Source organism: Oscillochloris sp. ZM17-4 (assembly GCF_019599295.1).
Lineage (GTDB): Bacteria > Chloroflexota > Chloroflexia > Chloroflexales > Chloroflexaceae > Oscillochloris.
Map to the genome: position 1 here is coordinate 35,926 of NZ_JAIEWN010000040.1, position 17,393 is coordinate 53,318.

General features: G+C 67.4%; 12 protein-coding genes and 1 pseudogene. 5 read left to right on the plus strand and 8 right to left on the minus strand.

Annotation, left to right across the window (positions count from 1 at the left end):
• The first annotated feature begins 216 nt into the window (after positions 1 to 216).
• The 3 genes from K2Z83_RS21945 to K2Z83_RS21955 all read left to right on the plus strand — a co-directional run bounded on the left by K2Z83_RS21945 (position 217) and on the right by K2Z83_RS21955 (position 3,211).
• Entirely contained in the window at positions 217 to 2,007 is a 1,791-nt protein-coding gene (locus tag K2Z83_RS21945; RefSeq protein ID WP_370650254.1) for a GAF domain-containing sensor histidine kinase, read from the plus strand.
• Between the two features lie 62 nt (positions 2,008 to 2,069).
• Positions 2,070 to 2,978 (plus strand): 16S rRNA (adenine(1518)-N(6)/adenine(1519)-N(6))-dimethyltransferase RsmA, encoded by a 909-nt coding sequence (gene rsmA, locus K2Z83_RS21950; protein ID WP_220597317.1) that lies wholly within the window; start codon positions 2,070 to 2,072, stop codon positions 2,976 to 2,978.
• A gap of 20 nt (positions 2,979 to 2,998) precedes the next feature.
• Complete coding sequence (locus K2Z83_RS21955) at positions 2,999 to 3,211, plus strand: hypothetical protein (protein ID WP_220597318.1); 213 nt, start codon at positions 2,999 to 3,001, stop codon at positions 3,209 to 3,211.
• Positions 3,212 to 3,240: 29 nt separating this feature from the next.
• Here the strand turns inward: K2Z83_RS21955 and K2Z83_RS21960 are convergent, their stop codons facing one another.
• The 8 genes and pseudogenes from K2Z83_RS21960 to K2Z83_RS21995 form a co-directional block, all read right to left on the minus strand.
• Positions 3,241 to 5,637: an ATP-binding protein gene (locus K2Z83_RS21960; protein WP_220597319.1), complete on the minus strand. Its 2,397-nt coding sequence runs from the start codon at positions 5,635 to 5,637 to the stop codon at positions 3,241 to 3,243.
• Positions 5,638 to 5,976: 339 nt separating this feature from the next.
• Positions 5,977 to 6,588: pseudogene (locus K2Z83_RS21965) on the minus strand (ATP-binding protein); the annotation flags it as partial.
• Between the two features lie 74 nt (positions 6,589 to 6,662).
• Positions 6,663 to 6,998, minus strand: coding sequence for a DUF503 domain-containing protein (locus tag K2Z83_RS21970; protein ID WP_255604401.1), 336 nt, complete (start codon positions 6,996 to 6,998; stop codon positions 6,663 to 6,665).
• Between the two features lie 33 nt (positions 6,999 to 7,031).
• Positions 7,032 to 7,670, minus strand: coding sequence for an LON peptidase substrate-binding domain-containing protein (locus K2Z83_RS21975; RefSeq protein WP_220597320.1), 639 nt, complete (start codon positions 7,668 to 7,670; stop codon positions 7,032 to 7,034).
• 12 nt (positions 7,671 to 7,682) lie between these two features.
• Positions 7,683 to 8,879, minus strand: coding sequence for a bifunctional glutamate N-acetyltransferase/amino-acid acetyltransferase ArgJ (argJ, locus tag K2Z83_RS21980; protein ID WP_220597321.1), 1,197 nt, complete (start codon positions 8,877 to 8,879; stop codon positions 7,683 to 7,685).
• 81 nt (positions 8,880 to 8,960) lie between these two features.
• Positions 8,961 to 10,166 carry a class I SAM-dependent rRNA methyltransferase gene (locus K2Z83_RS21985; RefSeq protein WP_220597322.1) on the minus strand — a complete coding sequence of 402 codons (1,206 nt, stop codon included), beginning with the start codon at positions 10,164 to 10,166 and terminating at the stop codon, positions 8,961 to 8,963.
• A gap of 129 nt (positions 10,167 to 10,295) precedes the next feature.
• A complete protein-coding gene (locus K2Z83_RS29650; protein WP_305082518.1) occupies positions 10,296 to 11,240 on the minus strand; it encodes an A/G-specific adenine glycosylase in 945 nt (314 codons plus the stop codon).
• Between the two features lie 72 nt (positions 11,241 to 11,312).
• Positions 11,313 to 13,730 carry a bifunctional (p)ppGpp synthetase/guanosine-3',5'-bis(diphosphate) 3'-pyrophosphohydrolase gene (locus K2Z83_RS21995; protein WP_220597324.1) on the minus strand — a complete coding sequence of 806 codons (2,418 nt, stop codon included), beginning with the start codon at positions 13,728 to 13,730 and terminating at the stop codon, positions 11,313 to 11,315.
• 564 nt (positions 13,731 to 14,294) lie between these two features.
• On the opposite strand from K2Z83_RS21995, the gene K2Z83_RS22000 reads away from it, so the two are divergent.
• Entirely contained in the window at positions 14,295 to 16,031 is a 1,737-nt protein-coding gene (locus K2Z83_RS22000; RefSeq protein WP_220597325.1) for a 2-oxoacid:acceptor oxidoreductase subunit alpha, read from the plus strand.
• A gap of 66 nt (positions 16,032 to 16,097) precedes the next feature.
• Entirely contained in the window at positions 16,098 to 16,943 is an 846-nt protein-coding gene (locus K2Z83_RS22005; protein WP_220597326.1) for a 2-oxoacid:ferredoxin oxidoreductase subunit beta, read from the plus strand.
• Positions 16,944 to 17,393 lie beyond the last annotated feature (450 nt).

The following is a 17,393-nucleotide window of genomic DNA, read 5'->3' on the forward strand; positions in this document are numbered from 1 at the left end:
ATACCGCAAAAGTCACACTAAGCGGCGTCGCCGCCGGGGGGCTGAAGCCCCCGGCTAGGTTCTACGAAGGCCGCCTGCGCGGCCTCAGACAGGCCGCGCAGGCGGCCTTCGCAGAACCGTAGCCCGCCCGCTTACGGGCCGGGCACGTGCAGGGTGACAGCGTGACTTTTGCGGTACTGCCAATTTTCAATTTTCAATGCTTCTCACGAGGTATCTGTGAAGGCTGGCACGACAACGGCCCCCTCCTCCCCCAACCCACAGGGTGCTGGCCCCGACCGCTGGCGGCTCCTCGGCGGAGAGCGCTTCTACACGCTCGCGCGCTGGGTGACGATCCTGCTCCTGTTTGCGATCACGCGCTTCATGACCGGCACGCCGATCTGGCCGATCACGACAGAGAGCCAGCCACTGGTGATGATGCTGTGGGCGTATGCGGCGTTCAGCCTCCTGGCGAGCATGGCGGTGTTCATCCCCGGCACCGGGCAGCTGATCAGCCTGGCCTACCTCATCGACATCGGCTTCATCTCGCTGATGGCCTTCTTCGGCGGCGACCAGTTTGCGATCTTCTTCCCGCTGTACCTGCTGCCGCTGATCAACGCGGCCATCCGGCAGCCCCCAGCGGTGAGCCTGCTCTCGGGGATCGCGGCGGCGGTCCTCTACATCGCCGCCTTTATCGGCTGGAGCTACCTGATCAAGCAGAGCGGGGTGACGAGCATTGAGTACGTCGCCCTCGGGCTGCGCGGCCTGATCCTGAGCATGGTGCCCTGGATGACGAGCGGCCTGGCCGAGCGCTGGAGCGAGAATAACCGGCAGAGCGTGGCCGTGGCCCAGCGGCAGTCGGATCAGGCGCTGACCGAGGCGCGGGCCTACCGCGACCAGATGCGCTCGCTCTACGAGGTGGCCTACTCGCTCTCGACCACCATGGATTACCGCCACGTCCTCGAGTCGGCCCTGCGCGAGAGCCGCCGCCTGGTGCCCTACACCTGCGGCTTTGTGCTGCTCTCATCTGGGAACGAGGACGAGCTGTACGTGGCGGCGAGCCAGTCGCTCAGCATCTCCGACCAGTCCCGCAGCCTGATGGCGGGCCGGAGCGGCCTGGCCGACATCCTGCGATCCGCCGAGGCGCGGACGGTGGACGTGACCCAGCAGCGCGAGCTGCAGGTCTTCGAGTCGCTCCGCAGCTGCCGGAGCGCGTGCATCATCCCGCTGCGCGCGGCCCTGCGCACCTACGGCCTGATGGTGGTGGCGACCGACCGGGCCGCCTCGTTCACCGGCGAGCAGATCGATATGCTCTCCGCCCTGTCGAGCTACGCGATCATCGCCCTGCATAACGCCCAGCTGATCTTCGACCTCCAGGAGGAGCGCACCAAGCTGATCTCGAAGGAGGAGGAGGTGCGCCACCAGCTGGCCCGCGACCTCCACGACGGCCCGGCCCAGTCGATCGCGGCGATCACGATGAACATCGAGTTTATCAAGAAGCTGCTCGAACGCGACCCGAAGCGGGTGATCGACGAGCTCGATAAGCTCAGCGCCATGGCCAAGCGCACCACCTACGAGGTGCGCACGATGCTCTTTGAGCTGCGCCCGCTGGTGCTGGAGACCCAGGGTCTCAAGGTGACACTGGAGCAGTACCTTGAGCGATTCAAGGGGAACAACGCCGGGACGCAGATCGTGCTTGAGACCAATGAGATGGGGGACGTCCACCTGGACACGAAGACGGAGGGCACGCTCTTCAATATTATCCAGGAGGCGGTGAACAACGCCCTCAAGCACGCGAAGGCGAAGCACATCTGGGTGCGCATGCGCAGCGATGGCAAGACGCTGCACGCGGTCGTCCAGGATGACGGGGCCGGCTTCGATAAGGCCGCCGTGATGCGAACCTATGAGAAGCGCGGCTCCTTCGGCCTGCTGAATATCGATGAGCGCGCCCGGCTCGTCGGCGGCCAGGCCGATATGGAGTCAGCCATCGGCCAGGGCACGAAGGTGACGATTGTGGTGCCGATCGGGTAGGGCCGAAGCATTGGCCGGCTCGCAAAGCGAGCCGGCCAATGCTTCGGCCCTACGAGGATCCCATGGATAACCCCTACCTCTCCACCCAGCGCGTCCGCGCGGCCCTGCGCTCCCTCGATCTGCGGCCGACGCGCGGCATGGGGCAGAACTTCCTGATCGACCCGCTCGCCCTGGGCGTGATCGTCGACGCCGCCGAGCTCGGCCCCGACGATCTGGCCGTCGAGGTTGGCCCCGGCCTGGGCGTGCTCACCTGGGAGCTGCTGCGCCGCGCCGGGCGGGTGGTGGCGGTGGAGCTCGACCGGCGCCTGGCGGCGCGGCTCCACGAGGAGTTCGCCGGCACCGCCCTGCGGATCGTGCAGGCCGATGTGCTGCGCGTGTCGCCCGCCGAGATCCTGGCGCACGCCAACCCTCAGCCCTCAGCCCTCAGCCCTCAGCCCTACAAGCTCGTGGCCAACCTGCCCTACGCGATCACCGCGCCGGTGCTGCGCCACTTCCTGGAGGGCGACCCGCCGCCGGATCTGACGGTGGTGCTGGTGCAGTGGGAGGTGGCCGAGCGGATCTGCGCGACGCCGGGCGACATGAGCGTGCTGGCCCACTCGGTGCAGATCTATGGCGAGCCGGAGATCGTGGCCCGCGTGCCGGCCAGCAGCTTCCACCCCGCCCCGGCCGTGGACTCGGCGGTGCTGCGCATCCGCCGCCGCCCGGCCCTGGCCGTCGATGTGGATGATGTGCCCGGCCTGTTCCGGATCATCAAGGCCGGATTCCTCCAGCCGCGCAAGCAGCTCGGCAACGCGCTGCCCGGCGGCCTGGCCGCCATGGGCACGGCCCTCGACCGCGAGACAGCCCTGGCCGCCCTGGCCGCCGCCGACGTGAACCCGATGCGCCGCGCCGAGACGCTCTCGCTGGCCGAGTGGGCGACGATCTATCGGTTTTTGTCGGGTGTGGGTGGCGAGGCCGCCCGAGCCAGATAGTAAGAGTATGGGAGGTAGCGATGAACTGCTGGCACTGCGAGCGGCCAGCCCACGGCACGTGCATCTTCTGCGGGCGCGCGGTCTGCCGCGAGCACGCCCAGGAGATGCCGCATATTGTCGCCATCTACCACGACCAGAAGGGCGGCCCGAAGGCGATCGTCACGGCCAAGGCGCTCTTCTGCGGGGTCTGCGACCCGCGCGAGGACCCGGTGGAGATGCCGGAGCTGAAATGATGTTGGTGGCAGCAATGCTGCCACCAACATCATCGGGTGATAGGGGTCGAGCGACGGTGGAAGTAGGCGCTGCGGATGGCCTTCAGCACCTCTTCGAGCTCGAAGGGCTTGCGCAGGACGCTGAGCGCCCCGGCGCGGCCGGCCTCCTCGATCAGGTTGGGCAGCGCCTGGCCGGTGAAGATCAGCACGCGGGCCTCGGGGTCGTAGGCGCGTAGCTCGCGCAGCAGCTCGATCCCATTCATCCCCGGCATCGACAGGTCGCTCAGGACAATGTCGTACCCGCGGGTCTTGTAGGCGTCGAGCGCGCTCAGGGCGTCGGCGTAGATCGTCACCTTGTGGCCGATATGCTCCAGCAGGCCCTGGAGCGACTTGCTGATCGAGATGTCATCGTCGACCACCAGCAGGCTCAGGCTAGGCAGATCCTCTGGCTCCTGCTCGGCTGCGGCGAGGGCGGCGGCCTCCTGGGCGCTCTCTACGATCGGCAGGTGGATGGTCATCGTAGTGCCCTTGCCGGGCTCGCTGTCGACCTCGAAGGCGCCGCCGTGGCTCTTCACGATGCCGTACGACACCGAGAGGCCCAGGCCGGTGCCGGGGGTGGCGCTGCCGCCCAGGGCGCCCTTGGTGGTGACGAATGGCTCGAAGATCTTGTCGCGGATCGAGTCGGGGATGCCGCAGCCGGTATCGGAGACCGCCAGCGTGATCCGCTGGTCGTCGCTGATCAGGCGCACCGTGAGGGTGCCGCCGGCGGGCTTCATCGCGTCGCGGGCGTTGGTGAGGAAGTTGAGGAAGACCTGCGAGATCTGCCCCGAGTCGCAGATCGTCAGCGGCACCGGGCTAATCTTGCGCTCCACCTTGATGTTGTGCTTGCGCAGCTCGATCTCCATCAGGGTCAGGGTGCCCTGCACCGCATCGTAGATATCGGCCAGCTCGCGGCGCGGCTCCTGGCGGCGGCCGAAGGTGAGCAGGCTGCCGGTGATGCTCTTCCCGCGCTTGCAGGTGTCCACCACCACCTTGAGCGACTCGTTCTTCGTCTCATCGTCGGGGCTGGCCAGGCCGAGCTGGGCGTAGCCGAGCATGCCGGCCAGCAGGTTGTTGAACTCGTGGGCGATGCCGGCGGCGAAGGTGCCCACGGCGGCCAGCTTCGACGACTGGATCAGCTCTGCCTGCGACTCCTGCACCTTGCGGAAGAGCCGGGCGTTCTGGATGACCGTGGCCGCCTGGCGGGCGAAGGTCATCAAGACGCGCTGCTCGTCCTCGGAGAGCCCGCGGATCTCGGGGAAGGTGAGGCAGATCGCGCCCATCACGCGCTTCTCCTCGACCAGCGGGATACAGACGAGGGCGTTCCAGTAGATGTTCTGGGTCAGCTCGGGCAGAGGCGCCAAGGTCTGCGTGTGCTGGTCGGTGAACATCATCACGCGCTGGCGGCCGAGCACCGTCTCGTAGCTCTTGGGGAAGGGCACCGGGAAGGGGCCGCTGCCGTCCACGGGGATGGGCAGGTTGTAGGCGGCCACCATCACCGGCTGCTGGAGGTCATCGAGCAGGACGACCCAGCCATTCGAGGCGCTCATCAGCACGGCGAGCCGGTCGCAGAGCAGCTCGAGCATAGCCGGCACGTCGCGGGTGCTGATCAGGGCGACCATCAGGCCCTGGAGGCGCTCAAGCTTGTTGGAGAGGGCCGAGGAGTCGGCGGCGAGGTTCTGCACGGCGGTGCTGTAGCGCAGCAGCTCGCCCTGGCTGCGGAAGGCGTTCTGGAGGACGACGACCGGCACGATGCCGAGCATGAAGGCGAAGCCGTTGATCTCCCAGAGGGTGGCGAGCAGGCCACCGAGGGGGGCGAGCATCAGCACGTGCCAGCGCACCTCATCGTTGCGGAAGCGCATGGCCTGGCGCAGCGGCTTGCCCTCGGCGAAGATTGCCAGCCCGCCCTCGGCGATGCGCTCGACCGCGTAGAGGATCGCCCCGGTGAGCAGGAGCGCGATCAGCGCGGTGAGGGTGGTGTAGGGCAGGTTGCCCACGCCCGGCTCGAAGAAGCCGTCGCTCAGGTGGAGCAGGGCGATCTCCGAGGCGATCACGACGCTGATCGTGCGCACGGCGATGATCGACGCCATCTGCCACCAGGAGATGTCGCGGGCGAGGGCGGCGCTGGCCGTACCGACGATCACGACGCCGAACATAAGCGGCCAGTTGATCGCGGTGACGCCGGCGATCAGCAGGGCCATCGTGATCGAGATGGCCCGGTCGTCCTCGATCTCGAAGGATGTCAGGTCGCCGACCATGAGCATGCCGGCGAAGATCAGGGCCGAGAGGATATCGATCAGCTGGATCGGGCGGGAGGGGTAGACGAGGGATGCCCCGAGGGCGAAGAGGAGCGCCGTACACCAGAGGCCGACGAGGTAGCGTCGTGCTGCCTGAGGGAGAGCGCGCATACAGGGGGCTCCTTGCAAGGGTACAGGGTACAGGGTACAGGGTACAGGCAAATGTACCGGGGCGCCTCACTACTATTGTTTGTTTATAGCACGCTGTGATGAATATACAAGCCGATTGGGCCTGAAAAAGTTAACAAAAAGTTTACGAACGCCGGTCGTAGCTGCCGCCGTGGCGCTTTCATGCTCTCTAAACGCGCCGAGGGGGGCTTTTCGCAACATGCGGGGCGCTGTGGGTGCGGGCGAGCTTCGCTCTCCCACACGCAAAGGCTGGCCCTACAGCGGCTCCCCAGACCCCGCTTTTGTTGGGGGTGGCTTCGCCACCCCCAACCCCCCGCCTGTGCGCGAGCGGCGGTAGGCCTCCAGGCGGGCCCGCGGGTCCTCCAGGGGGGCGACCCAGACGCGCAGGCCGAAGCGGTCGAGGATCTGCGGGCGAAGGGCGCCCTCCTCGGGGTTCATCGAGCCGACGAGGATAAACTGGCTGGGGAAGAGCCGGGTCATCGGGCCGCGGCGCACCAGGGTGCGGCCCTGGGCGGCGGCGTCGAGGATCGCCTCGACCACGGCCGGGTCGAGCAGGTTGATCTCATCGACATAAAGCAGGTTGCGGTGGGCGTGGGCGAGGACGCCCTCGTCGAGCGTCACCCGCTGCTGCTCGATGGCGACCCGCTCATTGACCCCGCCGACCACATCCTCCAGGCGGGCGTTGAGCGGCAGCTCGACGAGGCGCATCGGCTCGCGGGCGCTGTGGGCCTGGCCGTCGGCGTCCTCCCAGCGATGCTCGACCTGCGGCATCAGGTCGAGCAGGCCGCGCACGGCCGTCGTCTTGCCCACGCCGTAGGGGCCGCTGATCAGCACGCCGCCGACCTGCGGGTTGATCAGCCCGAGGATCAGCGCGGTCTTTAGCTCGGGCTGGCCCACCAGGGCGAGCAGCGGGAAGGGGAGGACTTCGTCCATTGCAGATTGTAGATTGCAGATTGCCGATTGTAGGTTGCTGCAATCTGCAATCTACAATCTGCAATCTGCAATGGTTAGAGCATCTCGATCTCGTAGCCGCCGACGGGCGCGTCGGGGCGGATGCGCTCGATGAAGCGGACGACGGCCTCGAGCTGGCCGTGGGCGTAGCCCTGGTCGGTGCTGACGCAGGCGACGCCGATCTCCGCGCGCTGCCAGGTGTCCTGGCCGCCGACCTCGGCGATCGACACGTTGAACTCGTTGCGGACGCGGGCCAGGATGGACTTGACCACCTGGCGCTTCTCCTTGAGGGACTGCGCGGCGAAGACGTGCAGGGTGAGGGTGCAGACTCCGATGACCATATGTTTAAGGATGAAGGATGAAGGATGAAGGATGAAGAAAAGGATGAACATCAGGTTTCATCCTTCATCCTTCATCCTTCATCCTTAGTTCATGTTGCCGAGGCCGGCGGCGGGGGGGAGGATGGCCAGCTCGCCGCGCAGCTCGGCGGCGAGGCCGCGCAGGCGCTCGGTGAGCTCCGTCTCAAGCCAGCGCTGCTTCTGGTCGTAGGGCACGTGAAACTTCTCGGCCAGCTGGTAGGCCATCGTCGCGGGGTCCTCGGCGAGATCCTCGACCTCGATCGGGGCGTCGGAGGCGACAGCGACCGCCTGCCAGTAGCGCCGGTAGGCCGCGCGCAGCTCGCCGGCGGCCGCCTCGACCTGCGGCCCGCCCTCCTCGGGGAGCTCGATCACCGCCGCGACCAGGTAGGGCGCCCGCTGGAGCAGGTACTGGACGCGGAAGCGCCGCACGCCGGTGGCGTTGAGCAGGTAGCGCCCGTCCTCAAGGCGCACATTGGCGCTGATCTCAGCGACCGTGCCGATGCTGGCTGTCTCGGCGGGGCGGGCGAGCGCGCGGCCCTCGACGACCTCATCGCCGGAGCGCAGGTAGATCACCCCGAAGGGGCTGTCCTTCTCGATACACTTGCCGATCATGGAGCGGTAGCGCTCCTCGAAGATGTGCAGGTTGAGCGTGCTGCCAGGGTAGAGCACTGTCCCGAGCGGAAAGAGCGGTAGTTGCTGGATCATACGGGTCTTCTGCTACTCCTCGGCCCACGTGCATGTGAGCACCGTCGCCTCAGCTGGTCCAAGGTGCATATCGATCATGAAGTCGATCTCGGGGCTGGTGAAGAGCTGGAGCGCCATGGCCTGGTCGAAGGCGCAGGGCAGGCCCTCAAGCATCAGGACGACGTGGCCGATGCGCAGCTCAAGCAGCTCGGGGCGCAGCTCGACCTCGCTCGACCCGATCGCGGCCAGCAGCGTCCCCCAGTCGGGCGTATTGCGCATGCAGGCCGCGCGCAGGGCGCTTGAGCGGGCCACGACATCGCAGACCTTACGGGCGTACTCTTCATCTGGGGCGCCGCGCACCGTCACCTGAATAATTTTACCGCCGTTCGATGCATCGCGCACGATCTGCTGTGAGAGCTCGTAGCAGAGCTGGTTGAGCGCATCCTGCCAGGCGGCGAAGGCGCGCGATCCGGCGTCGGTGATCGGCGGCCCCTCGGCGGCCCCGTTGGCCAGGATCATCACCGTATCGTTCGGGCTACAGTCGCCGTCGAGGTTGAGGCGATTGAAGGAGCGGCCCACGCTGTGGCTGAGCGACTGGGCCAGCAGGTGCTGGTCGATCGCCAGGTCGGTGGTGATCATGCAGAGCATGGTGGCCAGCCGGGGGTGGATCATGCGCGTGCCCTTGGCCATCCCGGCCAGCGTCACCCGGTGGCCCTCGCCGAGCTGCACGCGGTAGACGCGCTCCTTGGGCTTGGTGTCGGTGGTGAGGATGGCCACCGCCGCCCGCCGCCCGCCGCCGCTGTCGAGCTCGCTCACCGCGCGGCGGATCCCGTCGCGGATCTTCGGCATCGGCAGGGGCACCCCGATGATGCCGGTGGACATCAGCATCACCGCGTCGCGCTGGATCTCCAGCTCGTCGGCGACCAGCTTGGCGCACTCCACCGCGTCGGTGAGCCCGGCCTGCCCGGTGCCGGCGTTGGCGTGGCCCGAGTTGATCATCACCGCGCGGATGGCCTCGCGGTTGCGCGAGAGGATGGCCTGGCTGAGGTAGACGGGCGCGGCACGGGTGACGCTGGTGGTGAACATGGCCGCCACCTTGCAGGGGTGCAGCGAGTAGATGAGGGCCAGGTCGCGGGCCCTGCTCCCGTCCTTTAGCCCACAGGAGACGCCTGTGGCCCTGAATCCGTGCGGGCTCGAGATGTGTCCGTCCTCGAAGATGGTATAGCTCATTGTGATTGCAGATTGCAGATTGCAGATTGCAGATGGTAGATCACCGACGGCAATCTACCATCTGCAATCTACAATCTGCAATTACCAGACGCGGCACACAAACCCTTTGAGGTACTCGCTCTCCGGGAAGGTCAGCAGGATGGGGTGGTCGGGCGACTGGCCGAGCCGCTCGATGATCTGCACATCGCGCTTGGCGTCGACCGAGGCGCCGAAGACGACCTTCTGAAACAGGTCGGGCGAGATCAGGCCGGAGCAGCTGAAGGTGGCGAGGGTGCCGCCGGGCCTGAGCAGCTGCATCGCGAGCCAGTTGATGTCCTTATAGCCGCGGGTGGCGTGGTTCACCTGGCCCTGGCTCTGGGCGAACTTCGGCGGGTCGAGCACGATCACATCGAAGCGGCGGCCCTCGGCGCGGTAGGCGCGCAGCACCTTGAAGACATTGCCCTCGACATAGTCGGCGGGCGTGGCGATCTCGTTGAGGTCCAGGTTCTGGCGGGCCATGTCGAGCGCGGCGAGGCTGCTGTCGATCAGGGTCAGTCCGGTCGCCCCGGCGCGGGCGGCGTAGGCCGAGAATCCGCCGCTGTAGCAGAAGCAGTCGAGCACATCGGCGCCCCGGCAGTAGGCGGCGACGCGCGCCCGGTTGATCGACTGGTCGAGGTAGGTGCCGGTCTTCTGCCCGGCGCGCAGGTCGGCGATGAGGTGTGGCGGGGGCACGGGCGAGCCGGGGGCGGCCGCCGGGCGCACGACGATCTGGGCGGGTGGCTCCTCGCCCCAGATCAGGCCCTCGGCGGGGGGCAGCCCCTCCTTCTCGCGCATGTCGGCGTCGCTGCGCTCGTAGATGCCGCGCGGGGCCAGCAGGTCGGCCAGGGCGCGGATGAGCGCGCCACGGCGCGCCTCCATGCCCTGGGTGACGATCTGCACCGTCAGGTAGTCGCCGTAGCGGTCGACGATCAGGCCGGGCAGCCCGTCGGACTCGCTAAACACCAGGCGGCATGCGCCGCCCTCGCCATCGGCGAGGCCGGCCCGGCCGGACACGGCGCGGGCGATCCCGTCGCGCAGCCACTCATCATCCAGGTGCTGGTTCGGGTCCCAGGTGCAGAGGCGGGCGCGGATCTGCGAGCTGCCGCTCCAGAGCCCGCGGGCGAGCCAGTCGCCGGAGGGCGCGAGCACGTCCACCGGCTCGCCATCGACCGGGTCGCCGCGCACAGAATCTATCGCCCCCGAGAAGACCCAGGGGTGACGCTGGATGACAGGACGCTCTCGGCCGGGGCGCAGGGTGATGGTTGCCATAAGCTTAGAGCACTGAGGCACTGAGGCACTGAGGCACTAGGCCTAGTGTTTATGCGCTTGCGCCTATGGGGAGACACTGTAACACAGCGGAGTACTAGGGTCAAGTAGGGGATGAGACACGCGGCGTCGCTACGGCAGGCGGGCCTCGTCACCCTCAAGGATGGCCAGGCCGTCGCGGGCCAGACCGCCCACAAGCTCGCGCAGCCAGTCGGCGTCAGCCTCGCTATAGTCGGGCTTGACGAGGGGGCCGAGGCGGCTGAGGGGCAGGGCGGGGTGCGCGCGCAGGGCGTCGATGATCCGCCCGCGGTGCCAGCGCCGCGATCCCTTGAAGGGCTCCTCCCGCCGCTCGGCCACCCGCCGGGCGGGGCGGGGCGGCGCGCCCAGCTCGCGGGCGTCGCCCATCGCCAGGATGGAGGCCTCGTCCTCGGCGCGCTGGGCGGCGTGGGCCCGGCACGCGCCGCTGATCGGGCAGCGCCGGCAGGCCGGGGCGGCCGCCGTGCAGATCAGGGCGCCCAGCTCCATGATCGCCTGGTTCCAGGCCCAGCCCTGGCCGGGCGGGATGAGGGCAGCGCCCAGATCCAGCAGCGCCCGGTCGCCCGGCGGCGGCGCGATCTGATCGGGGCCGACCAGGGCGCGGCGCAGCACCCGGCGGATGTTGGTGTCCATGAAGGCCACATCCTGCTCGAAGGCGAAGCAGGCCACCGCCCCCGCCGTGTAGGGGCCGATCCCCGGCAGGGCCTGCAGCCCCGCCGCCGTGCGCGGGAACTGGCCGCCGCACGAGTCGCGCACGGCGCGGGCGGCCCGCTGCAGGTTCACGGCGCGGCGGTTGTAGCCGAGCCCCGCCCAGAGCCGGATCACCTCCGCCGTCGGCGCGTCGGCCAGCGCGTCCAGGGTCGGGAATGCCTCCAGGAAGGCGTGGTACTTCGGCACCACCCGCTCGACCTGGGTCTGCTGGAGCATGATCTCGGAGACGAGGATGCGGTAGGGGTCGCGGGTGCGACGCCAGGGCAGGTCGCGGGCGTGCGCGGCGAACCATGCGAGGAGGGGTGTCTGGATGTTAGCGGGATTCGTCATTGCACACATGTCGGGGCGCAGCAGCGCCGCGCTGCTGCGCCCTTACGGCGACCCCAGAGCGTAGATGCTCCCCTAATCCCCCGACCTTGCCGCCGTCTGGCCCTCGCGGCGGGCCTCGATCACATCGGGGATGCGGTTGAGCTTGTCGAGCAGGTTCGAGAGCTGGCCGACCGACTGGATCGTGCAGGTGACGTGGAGGACGGTGCGACCGACGCGGCGGCTGCTGCCCTGCTCCACCTTCTCGATGTTGACCCCGGCGTCGGCGATGATCATCGAGACATCGCGCCAGAGGCCGACTCGGTCCCAGGACTCGACGCGGACAGGCACCGAGTAGCCCTTGGGCTGCTGTCCGCCCCAGCTGACATCGATCAGGCGGGCGCGGTCGCGCTCGTTGATGATCGTGCGGCAGTCGGCGCGATGGACGGTGACGCCGCGCCCGCGGGTGACGTAGCCGACGATCGGCTCGCCGACCACCGGGTTGCAGCAGCGGGCCAGGCGGTTGTACACCGTGCCCACGCCGATCACCTGGATGCCGATCGGCTCGATGCGCGAGGGGACGGGGCTCGCCGCAGGCAGCTCGTCGGTGAGCCCCTCTTGCTGGGGCTCGACCAGCTGGGCGAGGGCCTTCTGGGCCACCGTGCGCGCCGAGATATCGCCGGCCCCGATCTGGGCGAACATCTCCTCGACTGATCGCAAGCCCGTCAGCTCCACCAGCTGCTCGAAGCTCACGGCGTTCAGCCCGAGCCGCTTCATCTCCTTCTCGATCAGGTCGCGGCCGCCGGTGACATTCTCCTCGCGCTCGGAGCGGCGGAAGTAGCGCTTGATATGGTCGCGGGCGCTAGGCGTCTTGACGATGCCGAGCCAGTCGCGGCTGGGGCCGCGGCCGACCTTGGCCGTCATCACCTCGACGATCTCGCCGTTTCGCAGGTGGTAGTCGAGCGGCACGATCCGCCCGTTCACCTTGGCGCCGATGCACTTGTTGCCCACCTCGGAGTGGATGCGGTAGGCGAAGTCTACCGGGGTCGAGCCGTCGGGCAGGTCGATGATCTTGCCCTTGGGCGTGAAGACGTAGACCTGCTCCTCAAGCTCGGCCTTGAAGCTCTCGACGAACTCGCGGGCGTCGGTCAGCTCGATGCGCCAGGAGATCAGCTCGCGCAGCCACTTGATCTTCGCCTCGTAGTTCTGGTCGCTGCCGCGGGCGAAGCCCTCTTTGTAGCGCCAGTGGGCGGCGATGCCGTGCTCGGCGACCTGGTGCATCTCCTCGGTGCGGATCTGCACCTCGCAGGGGGTGCCGCCGGGGATGAGCACCGTGGTGTGGAGCGACTGGTAGGAGCTCTCCTTGGGCACGGCGATATAGTCGTCGAACTCGGAGAGCACCGGCGTCCAGAGCATATGGACGACGCCGAGGACGCGGTAGCAGAGCCCGGCGGCGCGCTCCTGGTCCTGCTCCTGGAGGATGATCCGCACGGCCATCTGGTCGTAGATCCGGTCGAGGGGCAGCCCCTTGCGGTCCATCTTGCGCCAGATCGAGTAGATGTGCTTGGGCCGGCCGGAGACCTGGGCGGCGATGCCCTCTTTGTCGAGGGCATCTCTGAGGCGCCGGATCACGCGCTGGATGATCCGCTCGCGGGCCTCTTTGCGCAGGGTGAGGCCCTGGGCGATCTCCTGGTAGCGCTCGGGGTTGATCGCCTTGAAGGCCAGGTCCTCAAGCTCAGACTTCACCTGCCACATGCCGAGGCGGTGGGCCAGGGGCGCGTAGATGTCCAGCGTCTCGCGGGCGACCCGCTTCTGCTTGTTGGGCGGCGTGGCCCCGAGGGTGCGCATATTGTGCAGGCGGTCGGCCAGCTTGATCAGGATCACCCGCGGGTCGTCAGCGGTGGCGATGATCAGCTTGCGGTAAGAGCCGGCCTGCAGCTCCTCCTTCGACTTATGCTCCAGCCCGGACAGCTTGGTGACGCCGTCGACCAGGTGGGCGATGCTGGGGTTGAAGTAGGTGCGCAGCAGCTCAAGCTGGACGCCGGTGTCCTCGACGACATCGTGGAGCAGCGAGGCCGCGATCGACTCGGCGTCGAGGCGCAGCTCCAGCAGGATCGAGGCCACGGCCACCGGGTGGTCGATATAGGGCTCGCCGCTCTGCCGGTACTGGCCGGCGTGGGCGATCTTCGCCAGGGCGTAGGCCCGGCGCACCAGGTCGGCGTCGGCGCTGGGCAGGTACTGGTGCAGCTGGCCGATGATCGCCTCGACGGTGGGCGCGGTCAGGGAGGCCACGTAGTTTCGCCGCACGCTGTCGGCCGACGCCTCGGGGTTCTCCTTCTGGCGCAGGTGCTCGGCGAAGGCCTCGATGATCGGGTGCTGCAGAAAGGGGCTGAGGGAGATGGGCGGATCGGGCTCCGCCGCACGCGGCTGGGGATTGGATGCCCCCAGTTGCCCGCGGTGTCGCGGCGGCTCATCGTAGTCGCTCATCGCAGCCGTGGCAGTCGAGTCGTCCATAGCCGTATCCTCAGCTGAAGGTGTGGATCTGCGAGGGCTTAGCCGTCTCTGGCGAGGGGCGCTCGGGCCGGCAGAGCCGTAAATAAGGCCCAGAGAAGCAAAACGGCTGGCGTACAACGCCAGTCCGCGCTCTCAATTGCATGGTCTTCTGCGGCCACTGCATATAGTACTTTATGGTGGTATGTAGCATAGCACCGCCATATATCCTTGTCAAGGAATGTGCGGGCGGCTGAAGCCGCGCCGGGAGGGCCTGCGGCCGCTGTCGCGGGCGGTTCCGGCGTCGGCGCAGGCCGACGCTCGGCGCGCAGCGCCCCGGCGACGCGGCTTCAGCCGCCCGCCATGGCCACCGTTGCAAGAAGATTCGTGACACCCGAATGTGCGATCCCGCGCCGCCAGGGATTATCCATCGCTTGCAAAGATAACGCAACAATAATAGTGACAGTTCGCGCATTGAATTCGGGCACCCCCGGTGCTATGATGTGCGCATCATGCGCTGCGGGTTATACCGCAGCGCAACGCCATTTCACATGCTCCAATGAGGGGGCACCGCAAGGAAGCACGGCCATGATCCAGAAGGAAGATCTGATTATCCGCGTCGCCGGCGAGTCGGGCGATGGGAGCAACGCGACGGGCGAGATGCTTGCGCAGGCCGCCGCCCGCTCGGGCTTGCACGTCTTCACCTTCCGCACCACCCCCGCCGAGATCAAGGGCGGCCCGGTGATGTTTCAGGTGCGGGCATCGAACAACCCCGTCCGCTCGATGGGCGATGCCGTCGATGTCCTGTTTGCCTTCAACCAGGAGGCATGGGATCTCAATCATGAGGCGCTGGCCCACCACTCGGTGCTCCTGTTCGACCCCGAGGAATTTACACCCCCGGAGAGCTACACCGGCCCAGCCTACCCGGTGCCGATCGGCACGATCGCCGTCGAGGCGGGCAACCGCCGCGGCAAGAATGTGGTCGCCATGGGTGTGGTGGCCGCGATGTTCGGCCTGGGCCTGAGCCGTCTCGAAGCCATTGTGCGCGCCAAGCTGGGCAAGAAGGTTGAGTACCTTGAGTCGAACCTGGCCGCCCTCCAGGCCGGAATCGACTATGCCCACAGCCTCCAGCGCGTCGACAATCTCTGGCTCGACTCGACCGCCGAGCACGAGCGCTATGTGATGACCGGCAACCAGGCGATTGTCGCCGGGGCGCTCCACGCCGGCGTCGGCTTCTTCGCCGGCTACCCGATCACCCCGGCCTCCGATATTATGGAGGGCCTCGCCAGCACCCTTCCCAAGCTCGGCGGCGGCTACCTCCAGGCCGAGGACGAGATCGCCTCGATCATGGCCTGCGTCGGCGCATCCTACGCCGGCAAGAAGGCGATGACGGCGACCTCCGGCCCGGGCCTGGCCCTGATGGGCGAGGCGCTTGGCCTGGCCAGCATGGCTGAGATCCCGCTGGTGGTGGTCGACGCCCAGCGCGGCGGCCCCTCCACCGGCCTGCCCACGAAGACCGAGCAGTCTGACCTGAATATCGCCGTCTACGGCGGCCACGGCGACTCGCCGCGGATCGTGCTGGCCCCGGCCTCGGTGGCCGAGTGCTTCCACCTCTCCGCCTGGGCCTTCAACCTGGCCGAGGAGTACCAGTCGCCGGTGATCCTGCTCTCGGACTACTCGCTCTCCTTCCGCACCGAGACGATCGAGCCCTTCGATCTGGCCAAGTACCCGGTGCTGAACCGCGCCCAGCCCGAGGGCGACCTTCAGCCCAAGGAGTACCAGCGCTACCATATTAATGGCAGCTTTGTCTCGCCGATGGCGCTGCCCGGCACGCTCAACGCCAACTATACCGCCACCGGCCTGGAGCATAACGAGTTCGGCAGCCCGGCCTACACGCCCGAGAACCATGTGATGATGAGCGAGAAGCGCTGGCGCAAGTATGACGCGCTCAGGTCGAGCCGCGCCTATGTGCGCCGCTTCGGCGACCCGATCGCGAAGGTCGGGATCATCTGCTGGGGCACCACCGCCGGCGCCGCCCGCGGGGCTATCCACCTCGCCCGCCAGGAGGAGCTCCCCCTGGCCATGCTCCAGGTGCAGATGATCTCGCCCCTGCCCGTCGATGCCATCCAGGAGTTTATCGACAGCGTCGAGGTCGTGCTCGTGCCCGAGGTGAACTACCTGGGCCAGTTCGCGAAGCTCATCCAGGGCGAGATGGGCGTCCGCGTGATCAGCTTCACCCGGTTCGCGGGCATGCCCTTCTCCCGCCTCGATATTCTGCGCAAGGTCCACGAGCTGATGGGCATCGCTGAGCCGGTGATTGATTAATTGCAGATTGCAGATTGCAGATTGCAGATTGGAGCGCAGCTTCATTTGCAATGGGAGCATATAGCTATGAGTAGTATCCCTATCCCCAATGTGGTCGTGCGTAAGCCGGCCGACTATAAGAGCGACCTCAAGCCGATCTGGTGCCCTGGCTGCGGTGACTTCGCCGTGCTCGCGGCGATGCAGCAGGCGCTGGCCGCCCTCCAGATCGACCCGAAGGACCTGGCGATCGTCTCCGGCATCGGCTGTAGCTCGCGCCTCCCCGGCTTCCTGCAGTCCTACGGCCTGCACACCGTCCACGGCCGCTCCCTGCCGGCCGCCCAGGGCATTAAGCTGGCCCGCCCTGACCTGACGGTGATGGCGGTCGGCGGCGACGGCGACTACTTCAGCATCGGCGCCGGGCACCTGCCCCACGCCTTCCGCCGCGATATCAACATCACCTGCATCGTCATGGATAACGAGATCTATGGCCTCACCAAGGGGCAGACCTCGCCGACCTCGCCGCACGGCCACGTCACCAAGTCGACGCCCATGGGCAACCCGGCCTTCCCGCTGCACCCCCTGGCCCTCGCGATCTCTAGCGGGGCGACCTATGTGGCCCGCGGGTTCTCCAGCCAGCCCAAGCAGCTCGCCGAGCTGATCCGCAAGGGCATGGAGCACCAGGGCTTCAGCTTCATCCAGGCCATGAGCCCCTGCGTGACCTTCTACGACACCTATAAGATCTATAAGGAGAAGGTCTACCAGATCCCCGCCGATCACGACCCGCATGATCGCGAGGCGGCCATGCGCTACGCGATGGAGGCCGACCGCATGCCGCTCGGCCTGATCTACCAGTCCGCCCCCGCCGAGCGGCCCGCCCCCGTCGAGCCGAAGGCCTTCGATACGCTGGCCTACCTGGCGAGGTACCAGGCGTAGCGGTGAGGGTGTGGGAGAGCGACGCTCTCCCACACCCTCACTGTGCGCAGTGTTGTTTTGGCTAAAACAACATCAAGGCCCCGCGACCACATTGTGGTCGCGGGGCCTTTGTGCGTCCATGGGTCGTAGTACCATCTGTGACCGCGCGCTCCCGATGGCGGTACCTCTGAGCTATGGTCGTTGGTTAAGAAAAGGTGTATAACGTCCCTGGGGTAATAAGTTAATAAAAAGTTAAAAGCGCAACGCCGCCGATAACCCGAACGAGCACCGCCCCAACCTCATAAGGAGACGCTTATGCATCGCTCCATCCGCAAGACATTTCGGTTCGTCATCCCGGCCGTGGGCACGCTGATCCTCGGTCTGATCTTCGCCCTGGCGCCGGCCTTCGACACCACTTCCACCTCGGCCTCGGCCGCATCGGCCTCGGCGACGGCGGCCTGCCCGACCGAC

Bases quoted from the DNA above. Each gene is read 5' to 3' on its own strand.
- rsmA (WP_220597317.1), top strand. From the start codon at position 2,070: ATGGATAACCCCTACCTCTCCACCCAGCGCGTCCGCGCGGCCCTGCGC.
- K2Z83_RS21955 (WP_220597318.1), top strand. From the start codon at position 2,999: ATGAACTGCTGGCACTGCGAGCGGCCAGCCCACGGCACGTGCATCTTC.
- K2Z83_RS21960 (WP_220597319.1), bottom strand. From the start codon at position 5,637: ATGCGCGCTCTCCCTCAGGCAGCACGACGCTACCTCGTCGGCCTCTGG.
- K2Z83_RS21970 (WP_255604401.1), bottom strand. From the start codon at position 6,998: ATGTTCATCCTTTTCTTCATCCTTCATCCTTCATCCTTCATCCTTAAA.
- K2Z83_RS21975 (WP_220597320.1), bottom strand. From the start codon at position 7,670: ATGATCCAGCAACTACCGCTCTTTCCGCTCGGGACAGTGCTCTACCCT.
- argJ (WP_220597321.1), bottom strand. From the start codon at position 8,879: ATGAGCTATACCATCTTCGAGGACGGACACATCTCGAGCCCGCACGGA.
- K2Z83_RS21985 (WP_220597322.1), bottom strand. From the start codon at position 10,166: ATGGCAACCATCACCCTGCGCCCCGGCCGAGAGCGTCCTGTCATCCAG.
- K2Z83_RS29650 (WP_305082518.1), bottom strand. From the start codon at position 11,240: ATGACGAATCCCGCTAACATCCAGACACCCCTCCTCGCATGGTTCGCC.
- K2Z83_RS21995 (WP_220597324.1), bottom strand. From the start codon at position 13,730: ATGGACGACTCGACTGCCACGGCTGCGATGAGCGACTACGATGAGCCG.
- K2Z83_RS22000 (WP_220597325.1), top strand. From the start codon at position 14,295: ATGATCCAGAAGGAAGATCTGATTATCCGCGTCGCCGGCGAGTCGGGC.
- K2Z83_RS22005 (WP_220597326.1), top strand. From the start codon at position 16,098: ATGAGTAGTATCCCTATCCCCAATGTGGTCGTGCGTAAGCCGGCCGAC.